Below are 17309 nucleotides of genomic sequence, written 5' to 3'. Positions count from 1 at the left end.
CAGCCCCGCGCAATGCCGTGCGGCCATGCGCAGCGCTGCGATTGACAAGCATCTGGCCCTGCGTCACCAGGGCGCCATCATGTCGACCACCGCCCCGATCGGCGCGCGCGATCTGCTCAAGCAAAGCGCGTTCCTGCTGTTCTTGTCGTCACGCAGCCTGTCACGCTTCGCGAGCCAGATTGCCGCCGTGGCGATCGGCTGGCAGATCTACGATCTCACCGGGCGCGCCTTCGATCTGGGGCTGGTCGGGCTGATCCAGTTCCTGCCGACGGCGCTGCTGGTGTTCGTGGCCGGCAGCGCCGCCGATCGATTTCCGCGCAAACGTGTGGTGCAGCTCTGCCAGCTCACGGAGGCGCTCACCGCTCTCTATCTGTGCTGGGGCGCGTATGCAGGCCAGCTCGGTGAATTCCAGCTGTTCGGGGCGACCTTCGTGCTCGGCATCACCGGCGCGTTCGAGAGCCCGGCGACTGCAGCGCTGCTGCCGCTGATCGCCCCGTCGGGCACGCTGCAGCGGGCGAGCGCGCTGTCGAGCGGGGCGGCGCAGCTCGCCACCATTGCGGGTCCCGCGATCGGCGGCTTCGCCTACGCGGTCGCGCCCGGACTGCCGTATGGCATCATGATGCTGTTCTGGCTCGGCGGCATGGTGCTGACCGGACTGATGCAGGTGCCCGACGACGTGCCGGCGGAGCGCGTCGATGGCAGCAAGGACGATCTGTTCGCCGGCGTCCGCTTCATCCGCGCCCATCCGGCGATCCTCGGCACCATCTCGCTCGATCTGTTCGCGGTGCTGCTCGGCGGCGTCACGGCGCTGCTGCCGATCTATGCGCGCGACGTTCTCGACACCGGGCCGTTCGGGCTCGGCGTGCTGCGCGCGGCGCCCGCGGTCGGTGCGCTGGCGATGACCGCGGTGCTGGCGCGCACCACGATCACGCGCCGCGTCGGACTGCGCATGTTCCAGGCGGTGATCGTGTTCGGCGCGGCCACCGTGGTGTTTGCGGTCTCGCACGTGATGTGGGTCTCGGTTGCGGCGCTCGCCATCCTGGGCGCTGCCGATACGATCAGCGTGGTGATCCGCTTCTCGCTGGTGCAATTGGCGACGCCCAACGAGATGCGCGGCCGCGTCGGTGCCGTGAACTTCCTGTTCATCAACGCCTCCAACCAGCTCGGCCAATTCGAGAGCGGCCTGACCGCGGCGCTGTTCGGCGCGATGCCGGCGGCCGTGCTCGGCGGCGTCGGAACGATCGCGATCGCGCTGCTGTGGATGAAGCTGTTTCCGGAACTGCGCAAGGTCGAGCGGCTGGAGTAGGGCGCGCGCTAGACTAACCCGCCGCCCCGAGTGCCGCCGTCCGTCGCGCCGGCGCGAGCAGGTGCCAACCGAGATAGAGTGCAAACGCAGGTGGAATCAGGCCGGCGCCGGGCAGCTGGACGTTGCCGAGCAGCAGCTGCAGCGCCGGCAGCCAGAACACCAGTTGCACCAGCCTGCGGCCGACATCGTCCAGGCCTCCAGCGGCGAGCAGCGCGATGGCGGCGCAGGTCAGCGGCAGCACGTCATACGTGCCCATATAGGGCGACACGCAGATCGTGCTGGCGAACAGGAAGGCCCGCAGCCGTGCCGGATCGGCATCCTTGCGCAGGCGGTACACGACGAACACGCCGATGACCGCCGCCACCGCCGCGATCAGCTGGATCGCGTCGGCGGCGCGATCGCCGAGCAGGCCGCGGAAGCTCATGAACAGCGTGGCGTGATAGGGCACGGCGATGCCAGTGGGATCACGCAGCACTTCGCTGAGCATCGGAGCGGCCTTGGTGACGTAGTCGTGCCAAGCCTGCACGCCCCCGATCGCGACGCTGGCGCCGAACAGCGCTGTCGTCGCCAGCGTCGCCCAGGCGATGACGCGCCAGCGGCCGGAGGCGACCAGCATCACCGGAAGCAACAGGCCGAGCTGCGGCTTGGCGGTGAGCAACCCGATCAGCAGTCCCGCGAGCGCCGGCCGGCGGTCCATCAGCGCGAGGCTTCCGAACAGCGCGGCCGTCGTCAGGAACGAGCTCTGGCCTGACAGCAGGCACATCAGCGCGGCGGGAGACACGGCCACGAGCAGCAGTGCCCGCCGGTCGGCGAAGGCATCGCGGCAGGCCAAGTCAAGCGCGAGCGCGCTGAGAACGGCCCAGGCGGCGAGCGCCGGGAAGTAGTCGAGCAACCCGAACGGCGCCATCACCACCAGCGCATTGGGCGGATTGGGCCAGTTCTGGATCGGATAGTTCGGGCCGAGCATGGCCGCCAACTCGTGGTTGTAGGCCACGAGATCGTAGAAGCGAGTGGGATCGTCGCCGAACGCGGCGCGGCCGAACATCCAGAGGTTCAGAAAGTCGCGGCCGATCACCAGCGTCGTCTTGTCCCGCGGAAACGGCCAGGTCCAATGCGCGGTCGCGACATAGGTCGCCAGCGTCAGCACGAACAGCAGGCCACCCAGGATGAGCAGGCTGCGCAGCATTTCGCTGTCGGCAGGATCAGCCGCCGCCGGCGTCACGACCTCGAGCAGTCGTGCCGGCCCTCTCGTCCGTATGGTGCGTGTCACGGAAGGCGGCATGGAGCTGGCTCGGTTGGCGATCCCCGAACGGTGGCGGGCGAAAATGATGACCCCCGCAAATTATCGGGGCCGCCTTAAGATACCGTTTAATCCTGCCGGGCCATATTACCTAAGGTTGCGCGACGGCTATTCGACCGTTCAGCAGAAGGCAGCGCAGCAGGGGGCTCGTCATGGATGCGGCTATGATCGCCGTGGTCATTCCTGCGTTTCGGGCGGCGGATACCATCCTGCCGGTCATCGCCGCGATCGGGCCGGAGGTCGGCCTGATCGTAGTGGTCGACGATTGCTGTCCCGACGGTACCGCGCTCCTGGTCGCGAATCTTTGCTCGGATCAACGGGTGGTTGTACTGCGACACGATGCCAATCGCGGCGTCGGCGGTGCTTTTCTCACCGGGCTACAATTCGCGATCCGCCGCGGCGCCGAGATCATCGTCAAGATCGACGCCGACGGCCAGATGGATCCGGCGCTGGTGCCGGCGCTGGTCCAGCCGATCGAGAGCGGACAGGCCGACTACGTCAAGGGCGACCGCTTCTTCTTCCTCAACAACGCCGCCGCGATGCCGCCGGTACGCCTGTTTGGCAACCTCGCTTTGTCGTTCATGGCCAAGCTGTCGACCGGCTATTGGACCATCATGGATCCGACCAACGGCTTCTTTGCCGTGCATGCGCGGATCGCCGAGCTGCTCGACGTCGACCGCATCGCCAACCGCTACTTCTTCGAGACCGATCTGCTGTTCCATCTCGGCCTGCTGCGCGCCAAGGTGGTCGAGTTTCCGATGCGCGCCCGCTACGGCGGCGAGATTTCGAACCTGCGTGTCTCCGAGCAGTTCGGACCGTTCCTCGCTGGGCATCTGCGCAATCTGAGCCGCCGCGTGCTCTATCGCTACTTCTTCCGCGACCTGTCGCTGGCTTCGCTGCAGCTGCTTGCCGGCGTGGCGCTGCTCGGCTTCGGTCTGGTGTTCGGCGGATATCACTGGCTGGCGGCGCCGCCGGACCAGCTGGTGCCGACCGGAACCATCATGGTCGCGGCGCTGACCTTGCTGATGGGCTTCCAGCTGCTGCTGTCGTTCCTCAACTACGACATGAGCGCGAGCCCGCGGGAGCCGCTGCATCCCTCGCTGCACAAATGTCGGAAGTTCATTGTCGGCCTGAGCCAGGCGGAGCAGGGCGTCTCGATCGTGCCGCGCGAGGAGCGCGAGCCGTTGCGGCGGCGCACGGCCTGAGCCGCGCGCCGCAATCGATCAGCCGCGGCCGACGAACGGCATCTTGGTCGCCATGACAGTGATGAACAGGACGTTGGCGGACAGCGGCAGGCCGGCCATGTAAGCGACGGCGTCGCCGACCGCCTTCACGTCCATGCGCGGCTCCGGCATCATGCGGCCGTCCGGCTGCAGCACGCCGCCGACCATGCGCTCGGTCATCGGCGTCTCGGCATTGCCGATGTCGATCTGGCCGACGGCGATATCGTAGGCGCGGCCGTCGAGATTCGATGCCCGGGTGAGCCCGGTGATCGCATGCTTGGTGGAAGTGTAGGGCGAGGAGAACGGCCGCGGCGCGTGTGCCGAGATCGAGCCGTTGTTGATGATGCGGCCGCCGCGCGGGTTCTGGTCCTTCATGATGCGGAAGGCGTGCTGCGTGCACAGGAACGGCGCGGTGAGGTTGGTCGCCACCACCGACTGCCATTGCTGCATCGTGAGGTCCTCGAACGGCACCGGCGGCGCGCCCATGCCGGCATTGTTGAACAGCAGGTCGAGCCGGCCGTAGGTCGACTTGACGGTGTCGAACAGTGCCGCGATCGAGGCGGGGTCCATCATGTCGGCTGCGACGGGGAGGCTCATGCCGGCCGGGCCGAGCTTGGCCGTCTCCTCCAGCATCTCCTTGCGGCGTCCGACCAGCACGACCGTGAAGCCTGCATCCATCAGCGCCAGCGATGCGGCGCGGCCGACACCCGTGCCTGCGCCCGTCACCACTGCGATCTTCTTTGCCGCTTCAGCCATGTTTCCTCGCCTTCAGTTTCAAGTGTTTTTGCAGTTTCGAGTTCTGCGTTTCAGTGCTTCGATTCGCTTTGCGTCTTGTAGGGCGGCCGTGGAATGTTGTTGTGCGCGGCACGCAGGGCGGCCGACCAGCGCGAGCGGAGGTCGTGGAAATACGGCTCGCCGGCCTCGATGCGGTGGTTGAGGTCGGCCTCGCAAGCCTCCGCGCGCACCACCAGCACGTCGATCGGCATGCCGACGCCGAGGTTCGAGCGCATCGTCGAATCCATCGAGATCAGACCCGTCTTCAGGGCATCATAGAGCTCGACGTCGTAGTGCATCGCGCGATCGAGCACCGGCTTGCCGTATTTGTGCTCGCCGATCTGCAAATAGGGCGTGTCCGTCGTGCATTCGATGAAGTTGCCGGCGGTGTAGACCATGAACAGCCGCATCCGCGAGCCCTTGATCTGGCCGCCGAACAGGAACGAGACGTCGAACGAGATGTCCTCGGCCTTCAGCGCCGGGCCCTCGGTGGCGTGCACCGTGCGGATCGCCTTGCCGATGCGCTGCGCCGCCTGGAACATGGTCGGCGCGTTCATCAGCGTCTCGACCTCGCCCGTGTCGGGATCTTCCATGCCCTCGGTCAAGGTCGACAGCACAGACTGGCTGATGGCGAGATTGCCGGCGCTGGCGATGGCGAGGATGCGCTCGCCGGGATTGGAGAAGATGTGCAGCTTGCGGAACGTGGAAACGTTGTCGAGACCGGCATTGGTCCTGGTGTCGGCGATCATGACGAGTCCGTCACGCACCAGAATTCCGCAGCAATAGGTCATCGTCGTCCCCTCGAGCCAGAGCGAAAATTACTAGCGAAATTCGGCGGCGCGTCCAACCCCGCTGTGCCGAAGACCCCCGCCGTCGCTACAACAGAGGTCGTCATTCCGGGGCGGCGCGAAGCGACGAGCCCGGAATCCATCTTTCGGCACGTTCTGCGGGGTGATGGATTCCGGGTTCGCGCTTGCGCGCGCCCGGGAATGACATCGAGGGTGGGGTTACGGGCGCGGGCCCGAATTCAGGACTGGCGCTGCGACTGCGATTGCGACTGGCCGCCGCGGCCGACCTGCTCGACCTTGACCTTGACGGTGAGGGTCTCGGCTCCGCCGCCGTAGCGCGTGCCGCGCACCGGCGCCGCGCCGAGATAATCGAGCCCGAGCGCTACCCGCACATGCGCGTCCGTCGTGCAGATGCAGTTGGCGGCGTCGAACCCGACCCAGCCGAGGTCGGGGATGAAGGCTTCAGCCCAGGCATGGCCCGCTTCCTGGTGCACTGCACCATCGGAACGCAGGAAGTGCCCCGACACGAAGCGCGCCGCGATGCCGGCGGCGCGTGCGCAGGCAATGAAGATGTGGGCATAATCCTGGCAGACGCCGCGCCGCAGACCGAACGCCTCCGCGGCCGAGGTGCCGCTGTGGGTCGGACTCTCGTCGAAGGTCATGTGCTCGTAGATCTGAGTCATCAGCGTGTGCAGGAAGCCGAGCACGTCGGTTTCCGACTCCGCGCGCAGGTCGCGCACGATCCCGGCCATCGCCGCGTTGGCGGTCGTGAGCGGGGTCTGGCGCAGGAAGAAACTCGGTGGAAACCGCTCGTCCGCTCCCTTCAGCACGCCGCCGGTGTCGTGCGTCTCGACCAGGCCTTCGGCGGTGATCGTGAGATCCTCGAGCGGCCCATGGGTGATCACATGGGTCACGTTGCCGAACGCGTCCTCGTGCATGTCGAGCCGCGAATCGGTCGAGACGTCGATCTGCCATTCCGCCACATACTGGCCGTCATGGCTGCCGGGCGTCATGCGGATGATCTGGATGACGCCGGTCGCCGCCGGCTCGTAGCGGTAGGTGGTGGAATGGGAGATACGCAGGCGCATGGCGGTCGACCAGTCTTCGTCAGATGTGCTGTCCGCGGTAGCTCGTTTCACCTTCGGCCGAAAGGGCGGGCCGGGCCTTTGGCTGGATCGACGACCGAATCGGGGCTCCGGGCGTGGTCTTGCGGCCACAGTCCGGCGCGCCGCCGTCGTCAGATCAGATATTGCTTGGTGATGATCTCTCCCAGCCGCGAATTGTCGGCGATGAACTCCTGGATGAACTCGTGGACGCCGTGCTGGAAGATGTCGTCCATGTTGGAATGCTCGAGCCGGTTGCGGACGCCGCGCGCGTGCCGCTGCGACGGACCCTGGCGGCCATAGGCGACGCCGATCTGGTCGAGATTGCGGACGAGGTTGCCGTAGCAACTGGCCAGCGAGCGCGGCAGCGTGTCGTTGAGGATGAGGAGATCGGCGATCAGCCAGGGTTTCAGCGTCTCGCGATACACCCAGTGATAGGCCGTCAGCGCCGACACCGAGCGCAGGATCGAGGTCCACTGGTAGTAGTCGAGCGGGCCGCCGACATGCTCCTCCTCGGGCAGCAGCAGGTGATATTTCACGTCGAGAATGCGCGCGGTGTTGTCGGCGCGTTCGAGATGCAGGCCGAGCCGCGAGAACCAATAGGCGTCGTTGCGGAGCATGGTCCGATAGGCCGAGCCGTCGAAGCGCAGCGAGGTCTCCTGCACGAAGCGCAGGAAGCGCGCCAGCTCCTCGCGCGTCTTGGTGCCCTTGCTCCAGACTTCCTGCAACTCGATCCAGGAGCCGTTGAGGGTGTCCCACATCTCCGAGGTCAGCGCCGTCCGCACTGAGCGCGCGTTGAGGCGGGCGGCCTCGATGCAGTTCTTGATCGAGGACGGGTTCGATGGGTTGAAGGAGAGATACTCGATGACGTTCTGCTCGTTGGCCTCGGAATAGTGCTCGTAGAAGCTGGCACTGACGCCGGCAGTCAGCAGCGCCGATTCCCACTCGTTGGTCTTGCCGATATAGGCCGCGGGAAGGGCAGTGACGCGCAACGTCGCGTCGATGGTGCGGGCGAGATACTCGGCGCGCTCCACATAGCGGGCGAGCCAGTACAGGTTTTCGGCGGTGCGCGACAGCATGGGCAATCTACAATGTGCGGAGGAGACGGTGCGCTCCCTCTCCCCGTTCTTCACGGGGAGAGGGCTGGGGTGAGGGGCAGCCGCGCGGGTGGTGCGAGTTGATTGACCTGTACCCCCTCACTCGGATTGCATCTGGCGATGCAATCCGACCTCTCAGCACGAGCGAAGCTCGTCGCGCCCCCGCAAGCGGGGAGGGGTGACCGAGCCGCGAGATATGTGCGTACCCTCTACTCATCCAGCACCCATGTGTCCTTGGTGCCGCCGCCCTGGCTGGAATTCACCACCAGCGAGCCCTCCTTCAGCGCAACGCGGGTGAGGCCGCCGGGGACGATGGTGGTGCGGTCGCGCCCGGTCAGCACGAACGGCCGGAGATCGACATGGCGCGGCGCCAGCCCCGAGGTCACGCAGGTCGGGCAGGTCGACAGCGCCAGCGTCGGCTGGGCGATGAAGCCCTCCGGCTCGCGCTTCAGCTTGTCGCGGAACGCCTCGATGGTCGCCTTCGTCGCCGCCGGGCCGATCAGCATGCCGTAGCCGCCGGAGCCGTGCACCTCCTTGACGACGAGCTCGCCGAGATGGTCGAGCACGTAGGACAGGTCGGCTGGTTCGCGGCAGCGCCAGGTCTGCACGTTCTTCAGGATCGGCTCCTCGCCCAGATAGAACTTCACGACGTCGGGCATGTAGGAGTAGATCGCCTTGTCGTCGGCGATGCCGGTGCCCACAGCGTTGGCGAGCGTGATGTTGCCCGCGACATAGGCCGACATCAGCCCGGGCACGCCGAGCGCCGAATCCGGCCGGAAGGTGAGGGGGTCGAGGAAGTCGTCGTCGACGCGGCGATAGATCACGTCGACCCGCTTCAACCCCTCGGTGGTACGCATGAACACCTCGTCATTCTTGACGATGAGGTCGCGGCCCTCCACCAGCTCGATGCCGAGCTTGTCGGCCAGGAACGAGTGCTCGTAATAGGCGGAATTGTAGATGCCGGGCGTCATCAGCGCGACCGTCGGCTCGGCCGAGGCGCTGAGCGGCGCTACCGAGCGCAAGCACGACAGCAGCTCGTCCGGATAGCGCTCCACCGGCGCGACGCGGTGGCGCGCGAACAGGTCCGGAAACAGCCGCATCATGATCTCGCGGTTTTCCAGCATGTACGACACGCCCGACGGCGTGCGCGCATTGTCCTCGAGCACGATGAAGTCGTTGGCGTCGACGCGGACGATGTCGATGCCGGCGATGTGGACGTAGACGTCGTGCGGCACGTCCTGCCCGTTCATCTCCGGGCGGAACACCGGGTTCTGGAAGATCAGGTCATCCGGCACCACGTTGGCGCGCAGGATGTCGCGGCCGTGATAGATGTCGCGCAGGAACATGTTCAGCGCCTTGACGCGCTGCTTCAGCCCCTTCTCCAGCAAGGTCCATTCCTTGCCCGAGAGGATGCGCGGGATGACGTCGAACGGGATCAGCCGCTCCTGCGCCTCCGCCTCGCCATACACCGCGAAGGTGATGCCGATTCGCCGGAACAGGAGCTCCGCCTCGTGACGGCGATACTCCAGCGCCTCCGGCGGCGTTTCCTTCAGCCACCGCGACAGCTCTTGATAAGCCTGGCGGACGTCGCCGCCCGGCTGGTTCATTTCGTCGAACGCGACTGCCATAGATGCCCGTGTGTCCCAGCCTCGTCATACATTGCATGACTCCTGAGGATGGTAGCAAGGCCCGGGCCAGCGCGATATGCATTCCTCGGCGGCATTTCGCAGGGGTTGCGGAAAGCGTGCCTGAAAAACCGGCTGCATGATGCTCAAATCCACGGCATAAGTTCAGACGTTCCGGATGACATTGGCGCCGCGGCGGGCCAAAAGAGACGGGAGATGCGAGGAGATACCATGAGCGAGATCGTCACCGCGGGGTTGCTGGTCATCGGCGACGAGATCCTGTCCGGCCGGACCAAGGACAAGAACATCGGCTTCATCGCCGAATACCTGACCAATCTCGGCATCGACCTCAAGGAGGTCCGGGTGGTCTCGGACGACGAGCCGGACATCATCGCGGCGCTGGATGCACTGCGGCACCGCTACACCTATGTGTTCACGACAGGCGGCATCGGGCCGACCCATGACGACATCACCGCGGATGCGATCGCCAAGGCGTTCGGCGTCGGCATCGACCATCATCCCGAGGTCGTGGCGCGCTTCCGCGAGCGCTGGAGCGAGCAGGAGCTCAACGAGGCCCGGCTGCGCATGGCGCGCATCCCCGACGGCGCCGAATTGATCCAGAGCGCGACCATCCTGGCGCCGGGCTTCAAGCTCGGCAACGTCATCGTCATGGCCGGGGTGCCCTCGATCATGCAGGCGATGATGGACATCGTAGCGCCGAAGCTGAAATCCGGCGTCCGCATGCTGTCGGAGACCGTGCGTGCCAATTCCCGCGAGGGTGACATCGGCGGACCGCTGCGCGAGATCGCCAAGGCGCACCCGGACACCATCATCGGCAGCTATCCGTTCATCGACGAGGACCAGAAGCCGAACACGCATCTCGTGGTGCGCTCGCGCGACCAGGACAAGCTGTCGGCGGCGATGGCGGCGGTCAAGGAGATGCTCGCCGGGCTGAATGTGACGCGCTAAAGCAGGTTCAGGTTTCGAGAACGCACGGACGAGATGAAATGCCAGACAAGACCTTGAGTGCTGAGGAGCGAGCGGGCCGGGCCTTCCCGGTGTCCTGGGACCAGTTTCATCGCGATTGCCGGGCGCTGACCTGGCGGCTCAACGAGATCGGGCCGTTTCATGCCGTGGTGGCGATCACCCGCGGTGGCTTGGTGCCGGCGGCGATCGTGGCGCGTGAGCTTGGCGTACGCATCATCGATACGATCTGCATTGCAAGCTATGACCACACCAAGCAGGGCGAGCTTCAGGTCCTGAAGGGCATCTCGCCCGACACCGCCAAGCTCGGCGGCGGCACCGGCAAGGGGCTGCTCATCGTCGATGACCTCGTCGACACCGGCAAGACCGGACGCATGGTCCGGGATCTGCTCCCCGATGCGCATTTCGCCACCGTCTACGCCAAGCCGAAGGGCCGGCCGCTGGTCGACACCTTCATCACCGAGGTGTCGCAGGACACCTGGATCTTCTTCCCGTGGGACACGGCTTTGTCCTTCGCGCCGCCGCTGCGCGACGGGGCGGCGTAGTCAACTAGACCGTCATTGCGAGCGAAGCGAAGCAATCCAGGGCTGTCATCGGGACTCTGGATTGCTTCGTCGCTTCGCTCCTCGCAATGACGAGGGGTATGGAGTGCCGCCATGCCGCTGCAGAACCGCGTCACCCCAATGGGCGACATCGTCGTCACGCCGCATCGCGGGACGTTCACCGGCAATCGCGGCATCATCCATGATCCCGCAACCAAGACGCTGCTGACCAAACGCTGGTCGAGCCCTGCCTGGCTGGTCTGCCTGTGCGCGTTCCGCGGCAAGCGCCGCGAGGTCATGGCGCGGCAGAGCTGGACCGAGCTGTTCTTCCTCGACGAGGCCACCGCGCTCGCCGCCGGCCATCGTCCCTGCTTCTACTGCCGCCGCGACGACGCCAACCGGTTTCGCGCCGCGTGGGAGCGAGGCAATGGTGTGAGCGATGTCAGGGCGTCCGAGATCGACAAGGTGCTGCACCGCGAGCGGCTCGATCATCGCCGCAAGCGGCTGCATCCGCTGACCGCGCCGTTTCGAACGCTGCCCGACGGCGCCATGGTTCAGGCTGGCAACGAAAGCTTTCTGATGCTGCAGGGCAGAGCGCTTCCGTGGTCCTTCGCCGGCTATGGGGAGCCGCGCGAGGAATTGACCATACCGCAGCTGCTGACGCCGCCCTCGACACTGCGCGCTCTTCAGGCCGGCTATCAGCCCGTGCTGCACCCGAGTGTGAACGCGTCGTAGGGTAGGCAAAGGCGCGGACGCTCTCTTTTGCCACCCTAAGCCACACACTCCGCTGTCATTCCGGGGCGCGCGATAGCGCGAGCCCGGAATCCATAACCCCGAAAGGTAGTTTGGACTAAGATAAGCGCCACGTCGATCTCGTGCCTCACGACCGATCGTGGCTATGGATTCCGGGCTCGTGCTGCGCACGCCCCGGAATGACGCGGGGAGAGATACCGCTCCCGTCTCGCCGTGGTGTACGTCGCTTGATGGTGGGCACGGCGCGCGACGATGTGCCAAGACCTCCAGGGTGCTTGGCGCCTTTGCCCACCCTAAGCCACACACTCCGCTGTCATTCCGGGGCGCGCGATAGCGCGAGCCCGGAATCCATAACCCCGAAAGGTGGTTTGGACTAAGATAAGCGCCACGTCGATCTCGCGCCTCACAACCGATCGTGGCTATGGATTCCGGGCTCGTGCTGCGCACGCCCCGGAATGACGCGGGGAGAGATACCGCGCCCGTCTCGCCGTGGTGTACGTCGCTCGATGGTGGGCACGGCGCGCTACGGCGTGCCACCAACTCACAACGTGCCCCGCGCCTTTGCCCACCCTACGGCAGCGTCATATGGGCGAGGCGCTGTTGCGCGGCCTCGCGTGTCGGGAGCTCGGCCGGGATGCGCTCCAGCACGCCGTCGCCGAACAGGGTGTAGAGGTCGAGGTCGCGCATGTGGACGTAGCCGATGTGGCAGCGGCAGATGTCGCCGCTGCACGCGCGGGGCTGCAGCACCTGCTCGAAGCCGGGATCGTAGAGATTGCCGATCACGTCGCGGACGAAATGGCAGCGCCGCACCGCGCCGTCGCCATCGACCGTGACCATCTCCTCGCCGGCGCGGCAGGCGCGGCCGCGGCTTTGATAGACCTGCAGATTGAGCTCGAACAGCGGATCGACGGCAAGGATGCGCGCGATGTCTTCGGACGTGTAGTAATTGGCGACTCGCTTGTAGGCATTGACCCACAGATAGGTCGTGGGCGGCAGCGCCGCGCGCAGCGCCTCTATCTCGTCGAGATGCTCGCGCAGGCCGACGATGCCGACGCTGTGGCGGGCGCCGATGCGCTCCAGCGTGCGGCATTGGTCGAGGAAGCTGTCGCGCGCGATCTCGCCGGGATGATAGGTGCACCAGAACGCCGCGCGGTCGAGGTCGCAATCGGCGACCCAGTCGAGATTGCAGGACAGGTTGGTCTGGATCGCGACGCGCGCGACATGGCCGAGACGGCTGAGACGGATCATCGCCGCGCGATAGGGTTTTCGGATCAGCGCCTCGCCCCATGGCGTGAACAGCACCTTGAAGCGATCGGTCGGGCGGGCCTCGATCCAGGCCAGGAAACGCTCCAGTGCGGCATAGTCGCGCGCCAGCGCCTCGCGGCTGTCGTGGCGCTTGGCGAACGGACAATAGGGGCAGCCGTAGTTGCAGCTGGCCAGATGGCCGCGATAGAGAATGGACAGGTTCAGCGCCATCCAAAACTCCCCATGCGCAGATTGACCTCGGCGGTGTAGAGCCACGGGCCGATCACGTCGGCGCGTTCGAGGCCGCTCGGCGTCAGGCGCAGCGTGCCGGAAGCGTTCTCGGCGAGGCCGGCGCCGAGCAGCAGCGTGAGTTGCGGCATGTCGTCGTCCAGCTCGGTTCCGAATGCCAGCCGGTAGCTCGCGCGCGAAACGCCGCTGACCTCGAGCAGGGCACGCAGCACGTGGGCGCGGCGCTGGTCTTCGGCCGACAGCACCACGCCGAAATGCGCCTGGGCAAAGCTGTCCGGCCTGCGCGCGAGATAGGCGGCCAGAATGTCGCGAACCCCGGAGCGACCGACGGCGTATTCGCTGGAATAGTGCATGGCTGATGTCATAGAACGCGCGCCGCAGCCGAGCCCGAGCGTGCCGTCGGTCGCGGCGTCATGGTGAGCCGGGTGCGACGAAGCCTTTCGGAAGCAGCGCATGTTGATCTGTTGATAGCCCTCGGCAAGCAGCTGGTCGCGCCCCGCGCGATAGAGATCTCGGCGGATGTCGACAGCGGGGGTGGTGTCGGCGCCGCGCGACAGCGCGGTGAGCGGGCGGACATAGAGCGGATAGAGAAAGATCTCTTCCGGCTGCCAGGCCAGGGCGGCATCGAGTGTGGCGCTCCAGGACGCCGGCGTCTGGCCGCGCCCGCCATAGATCAGGTCGATGTTGCGCACCGGAAACTGCGCCGCTGTTATCGCGGCGAGCGCCGTCTCGACCACCGCGCGCCGCTGCGGCCTTCCCAGCGCGCGCGCTTCCGCATCGTCGAACGACTGGACGCCGATGCTGATGCGATCAACGCCGAGCGAACGCAGCAGCGCCAGCTTCTCGGCAGTCACCGTTTCGGGCGACACCTCGACCGAGGTCGCGACCGCTTGGGGCGTGAGGCCGAACCGCTCTGCGATGATGGCAAACAGCCGTGCGAGCTCGTCGGTCGACAGATAGCTCGGCGTGCCGCCGCCGATGGCGATGCGGGCGAATTGCGCCGGTCCCAGTGCCCGCGCCGCTGCTGCCGCCTCGTGCGCGATCTGGTCGAGCAGCCGCGCGGCTGCGTCGGCATCCGCATTGACGGTCGTGAACAGATTGCAGAAGCCGCAGCGCATGGCGCAGAACGGGATGTGGACGTAGAGCTCCAGCGCCTGTTTCGGCTCGGCGGACCATATCTCGGACAGTTGCCGCGGCGGCGTCAGCGGCCGATAGGCGGTCTTGTGCGGATAGGCATAGGCATAGCCCTGATAGAACGATCCGGTGAGCCGGCGCGCGAGCTCCGTGGCCGGCGTCTCGTCGGCAGACCTGGCCATGGGCATGCTCATGGCGCGACCTCCGCTGGAACGGATGCGCCCGCCTGCGCGCAGACGAACTCCGCATAGGGTACGTCCCAGACGCTCGGATGCGCGAGCCGGTGACCATGGAATCCGTCCTCGCCATAGGCGGTGCCGTGATCGGCGCAGATGATGGCGAGCAGCGGCGCACGCTGCGTCAGCGCCGCGAACAGCGGCGGCATGTGACGGTCGACATAGGCCAGCGCCGCGGCCATCGAGGCCGGCGTGTCGTGCGTGGCGCCCGGCATGAACAGCCGATTGGGCTGGTGCAGGGCCGAGACGTTGACGAACAGAAACAGCCGCTGCGCCGCCGGCAGCGCGGCGATGCGCGACAGCGCCAGGGCGACCTGGCGCTCGGTCGACTGCGGCGAGGCGACACCGAGCGTCTCGTCCCAATGGCTTTCGGCGAACAGGCCGGGCAGCACGCTGCCAAGCGGCGTCAATTTGTTGAAGAAGCCGACGCCACCGATGCACAGCGTGTGATAGCCGCGGCCGGCCAGGCCGGTGACGATGTCGGGCGCATCGAGCTCGCAGGTCGTCGCCGTGGTGGTGGCGCTGCCGGCAAAGCGCGCCGCGAACAGCCGCGGATGCGGTCCGGGCCGTGCGGGCGTCGGCAGGAAGCCGGCGAAGAAGGCCTGGTGCGCGGCATAGGTGAAGCTCGCCGGCGCATGCCGCTTCTCCCAGCGGCCGCCGGGCAGCAGGCCGGCGAGGTTGGGCGTCTGCCCGGCTTCGAGGGCTGCGACGGCGACGTCGTAGCGCAACGTGTCGAGCGTGATCAGAAGGATGTCGTGGCTGCCGACGAGCGCCTTCGCATCGATATCAGGAGCGCGCGCCGTCATGCGGCGGTCTCCAGCGCGCGAAGCTGCAGGTCGTAGGCGTCGAGCCCGGTGTCCGTCGTGATGCCCTTGAGCAGGTCGCCGAACGCATTCACCTCCAGCACGGCGTGCCGCGCAAAGCCGGTGGCGACGGCGACATCGATGCCCAGTTGCAATGCGCCCGGAAACGCCTCCGCCACGGCGCGGCAGGTCGCATCGAGCGCGACGACAGCCGAGCTGCTCATCCGAGACAGCAGCGCTGTTGCATCGGCGCGCTCGCCGCCGAGATGCAGATTGGTCATCGGATGGCGGCTCTTGCGCAGCACGCGGAACACCGGCTCGCCATTGATGACGAGGACGCGCAGATCGGCGAGGCGGCCGTCGATGCTGGCCTTCGGCACCCATGCCTCGACATGCAGTCCATGCGGCGCCAAGGCATCGACGAGGCGGGCGATCGCGGCCGGCGACGTCTCGCTACGGATCGCGCGCGTGTTGTATAGCCGCACGCCCGCGCCGTCCGCGACGGTCTCGACCGTCGTCACCGCGCGCATGCCGAGCTTCGAGGTCGCGAGCGCCACCGTGCCGGCGGCGGCCGAGCCGTGCTGCAGCTTGAGAAACACGCGCGGCATCCGCGCCGCGCTCATCGCCGCCTGCAGCGCCTCGAACGAGCCGATCGCCGGCAGCGTGGCCGGAACGGAAATCGCGCACGCCGCGAGTCTCACGTGGCAGGCCGTCTTGTCGAACGCATGGGCGATCGCGTCGACATCGGGAACGAGGCGGATGCCGTCATGCGCTGCGGCCCGCCGCGCCACCGCCGCGAGCACCTCCATGAGCCCGAAGAACAGCTGGCGCGGCGGCAGCAGCCGGCCGCGATCATCGAGCTGTTCGGTGATGTCGCGAGCGGAGAGGTGGTGTAACCCGCGCTGCGCGCTCACGGCGATGCCGCGCGACAGCAGGCCAGCGAGCACGTCGGGCGCGCGGCCGGGAGAGTCGATGCGGACGTTGGCATCAGCGGGAATGCGGGACGCCGCGCCGTCGGGATCATCGATCAGCTCACGATAGTCGATCAGCAGCGCGGGTGCGTGTCCGGCGCGGGTGCGGGCCGCCTGATAGGATGCGACCCGTGGATCGCCGGCGCTGCCGATGATGACCGCAGCTCTCTGCTCGGTCTGGGCCTGCCGCGTTTTGCTCTCGGCGATCGGCTCGCTCATTCCGCCACGGCCACATAGCGATTCTCGTCGTTGCTCTCGTCCTGCCAATCGTCTGTATTGACGGCAATGCCGAGCGCGGCGAGCTTGGCCAGGCCGGCCTCCGAGACGAAATGGTGGGCGATGTTGAGATGCTCCAGGCCGCGGATCGCCGGACTGGCCACCAGGGAATCGACGCCGTCATCGCCCAGCGTCCCCATCGACAGATCGAGCCGCTTGATCCGAGACAGGATCGGAGAATGTGCCACGATCGCGGCGAGATCATCGGCCCATTCGCAGTTGCGCAAGGCCAAGGTGACGAGCTTGGGAAAGCGGTTGCCGCTGAGGATCGGGATCAGGTCGGCGGGCATGCTGTCGCCGCCATAGCTGTCGCTGCCGAGCCAGATCTCCAGGTGCTCGAGCTCAGGCAGCTCGGCGGCCGCGATCTCGCGAACGACCGCACCCGACAGGCCGCCGGTTTCGACCTTCAGGATTCGCAGCCTGTCATGCTTGATGCGGCCGAGCTGCAGCGATTGGCCGCCGCGGATGCCGAACTCTTCCAACGCCGGAAAGGCGCCCCAGAACGCCGAGACGTCGGATTGTTCGATCCACGAAATCTCGCTTTCCTCGCTGGAGATGTCGCCGAAGAACAGCGCGCGCAGCCTGGACAGCCGGTCGGCATCGGCCACGATGACGGGCACCGCCTGATCGGAAGAACCGGGCATGCCTTCTTCCGGATCACCCCAGATGCCGATCACCAGCGCCTCGGTGTTCTCGACCCCTTCGGTGCTCATGAACTCGCCCCACAGGTCGGAGAAGGTCGAGAACGGGCCGTCAACGCGCAGTGCGAGGCGAATGGCGGATTGCGTCGGATCGGGCAGGCTGCCGCCCGGCTCGAAATCGACCACGTCGCGACCGTGAAATGTCCAGAGGTTGGCTTCGATGCTCATGCGCGTCGCTCTCATGCAATCACGGTAGGGG

General features: G+C 66.7%; 16 protein-coding genes. 5 read left to right on the top strand and 11 right to left on the bottom strand.

What is annotated here, in order from left to right; all coding sequences use genetic code 11:
- Nucleotides 1–79 precede the first annotated feature (79 nt).
- On the top strand, nt 80–1306 hold the full coding sequence (locus tag ACQR1I_RS11990; protein WP_434864798.1) for an MFS transporter: 1227 nt from the start codon (nt 80–82) through the stop codon (nt 1304–1306).
- A 13-nt stretch (nt 1307–1319) separates the two neighbouring features.
- Here ACQR1I_RS11990 and ACQR1I_RS11985 read toward each other — a convergent pair whose 3' ends face one another.
- A complete protein-coding gene (locus ACQR1I_RS11985) occupies nt 1320–2588 on the bottom strand; it encodes a glycosyltransferase family 87 protein (protein WP_434864797.1) in 1269 nt (422 codons plus the stop codon).
- Between the two features lie 170 nt (nt 2589–2758).
- On the opposite strand from ACQR1I_RS11985, the gene ACQR1I_RS11980 reads away from it, so the two are divergent.
- A complete protein-coding gene (locus ACQR1I_RS11980; RefSeq protein WP_434864796.1) occupies nt 2759–3811 on the top strand; it encodes a glycosyltransferase family 2 protein in 1053 nt (350 codons plus the stop codon).
- A gap of 18 nt (nt 3812–3829) precedes the next feature.
- Here ACQR1I_RS11980 and ACQR1I_RS11975 read toward each other — a convergent pair whose 3' ends face one another.
- The 5 genes from ACQR1I_RS11975 to ACQR1I_RS11955 form a co-directional block, all read right to left on the bottom strand.
- Nucleotides 3830–4585 (bottom strand): SDR family oxidoreductase, encoded by a 756-nt coding sequence (locus ACQR1I_RS11975; RefSeq protein WP_434864795.1) that lies wholly within the window; start codon nt 4583–4585, stop codon nt 3830–3832.
- Nucleotides 4586–4635: 50 nt separating this feature from the next.
- Nucleotides 4636–5394 (bottom strand): peptidase, encoded by a 759-nt coding sequence (locus ACQR1I_RS11970; protein WP_434864794.1) that lies wholly within the window; start codon nt 5392–5394, stop codon nt 4636–4638.
- 236 nt (nt 5395–5630) lie between these two features.
- Nucleotides 5631–6479 carry a transglutaminase family protein gene (locus ACQR1I_RS11965; RefSeq protein ID WP_434864793.1) on the bottom strand — a complete coding sequence of 283 codons (849 nt, stop codon included), beginning with the start codon at nt 6477–6479 and terminating at the stop codon, nt 5631–5633.
- Nucleotides 6480–6628: 149 nt separating this feature from the next.
- Nucleotides 6629–7573 (bottom strand): alpha-E domain-containing protein, encoded by a 945-nt coding sequence (locus tag ACQR1I_RS11960; RefSeq protein WP_434864792.1) that lies wholly within the window; start codon nt 7571–7573, stop codon nt 6629–6631.
- A gap of 227 nt (nt 7574–7800) precedes the next feature.
- Nucleotides 7801–9219, bottom strand: a complete 1419-nt coding sequence (locus ACQR1I_RS11955) for a circularly permuted type 2 ATP-grasp protein (protein ID WP_434864791.1) — start codon at nt 9217–9219, stop codon at nt 7801–7803.
- Between the two features lie 228 nt (nt 9220–9447).
- Here ACQR1I_RS11955 and ACQR1I_RS11950 point away from each other — a divergent pair, with 228 nt between their 5' ends.
- The 3 genes from ACQR1I_RS11950 to ACQR1I_RS11940 all read left to right on the top strand — a co-directional run bounded on the left by ACQR1I_RS11950 (nt 9448) and on the right by ACQR1I_RS11940 (nt 11477).
- A complete protein-coding gene (locus ACQR1I_RS11950; protein ID WP_434864790.1) occupies nt 9448–10185 on the top strand; it encodes a competence/damage-inducible protein A in 738 nt (245 codons plus the stop codon).
- A 38-nt stretch (nt 10186–10223) separates the two neighbouring features.
- Nucleotides 10224–10745 (top strand): xanthine phosphoribosyltransferase, encoded by a 522-nt coding sequence (gpt, locus tag ACQR1I_RS11945; RefSeq protein WP_434864789.1) that lies wholly within the window; start codon nt 10224–10226, stop codon nt 10743–10745.
- Nucleotides 10746–10856: 111 nt separating this feature from the next.
- Nucleotides 10857–11477, top strand: coding sequence for a hypothetical protein (locus ACQR1I_RS11940; RefSeq protein WP_434864788.1), 621 nt, complete (start codon nt 10857–10859; stop codon nt 11475–11477).
- Between the two features lie 588 nt (nt 11478–12065).
- On the opposite strand, the gene ACQR1I_RS11935 is transcribed toward ACQR1I_RS11940, so the two are convergent.
- From ACQR1I_RS11935 to ACQR1I_RS11915, 5 genes are read right to left on the bottom strand one after another with little or no spacing between them, the layout of a single operon-like run.
- Nucleotides 12066–12971, bottom strand: coding sequence for an STM4011 family radical SAM protein (locus tag ACQR1I_RS11935; RefSeq protein ID WP_434864787.1), 906 nt, complete (start codon nt 12969–12971; stop codon nt 12066–12068).
- A complete protein-coding gene (locus tag ACQR1I_RS11930; RefSeq protein WP_434864786.1) occupies nt 12962–14317 on the bottom strand; it encodes an STM4012 family radical SAM protein in 1356 nt (451 codons plus the stop codon). Before ACQR1I_RS11930 ends, ACQR1I_RS11935 begins: the two co-directional genes overlap by 10 nt.
- Nucleotides 14314–15165 carry an STM4013/SEN3800 family hydrolase gene (locus ACQR1I_RS11925; RefSeq protein ID WP_434864785.1) on the bottom strand — a complete coding sequence of 284 codons (852 nt, stop codon included), beginning with the start codon at nt 15163–15165 and terminating at the stop codon, nt 14314–14316. The genes ACQR1I_RS11930 and ACQR1I_RS11925 overlap by 4 nt, the downstream gene beginning before the upstream one ends.
- Complete coding sequence (locus ACQR1I_RS11920; RefSeq protein WP_434864784.1) at nt 15162–16352, bottom strand: STM4014 family protein; 1191 nt, start codon at nt 16350–16352, stop codon at nt 15162–15164. The genes ACQR1I_RS11925 and ACQR1I_RS11920 overlap by 4 nt, the downstream gene beginning before the upstream one ends.
- Nucleotides 16349–17278: an STM4015 family protein gene (locus tag ACQR1I_RS11915; protein WP_434864783.1), complete on the bottom strand. Its 930-nt coding sequence runs from the start codon at nt 17276–17278 to the stop codon at nt 16349–16351. The genes ACQR1I_RS11920 and ACQR1I_RS11915 overlap by 4 nt, the downstream gene beginning before the upstream one ends.
- Between the last annotated feature and the right edge of the window lie 31 nt (nt 17279–17309).

The organism is Bradyrhizobium sp. HKCCYLS2038 (assembly GCF_051167655.1).
Lineage (GTDB): Bacteria > Pseudomonadota > Alphaproteobacteria > Rhizobiales > Xanthobacteraceae > Bradyrhizobium.
Note: the sequence above shows the minus strand (reverse complement) of the source record. Positions and strands in the feature narration are given on the sequence as shown.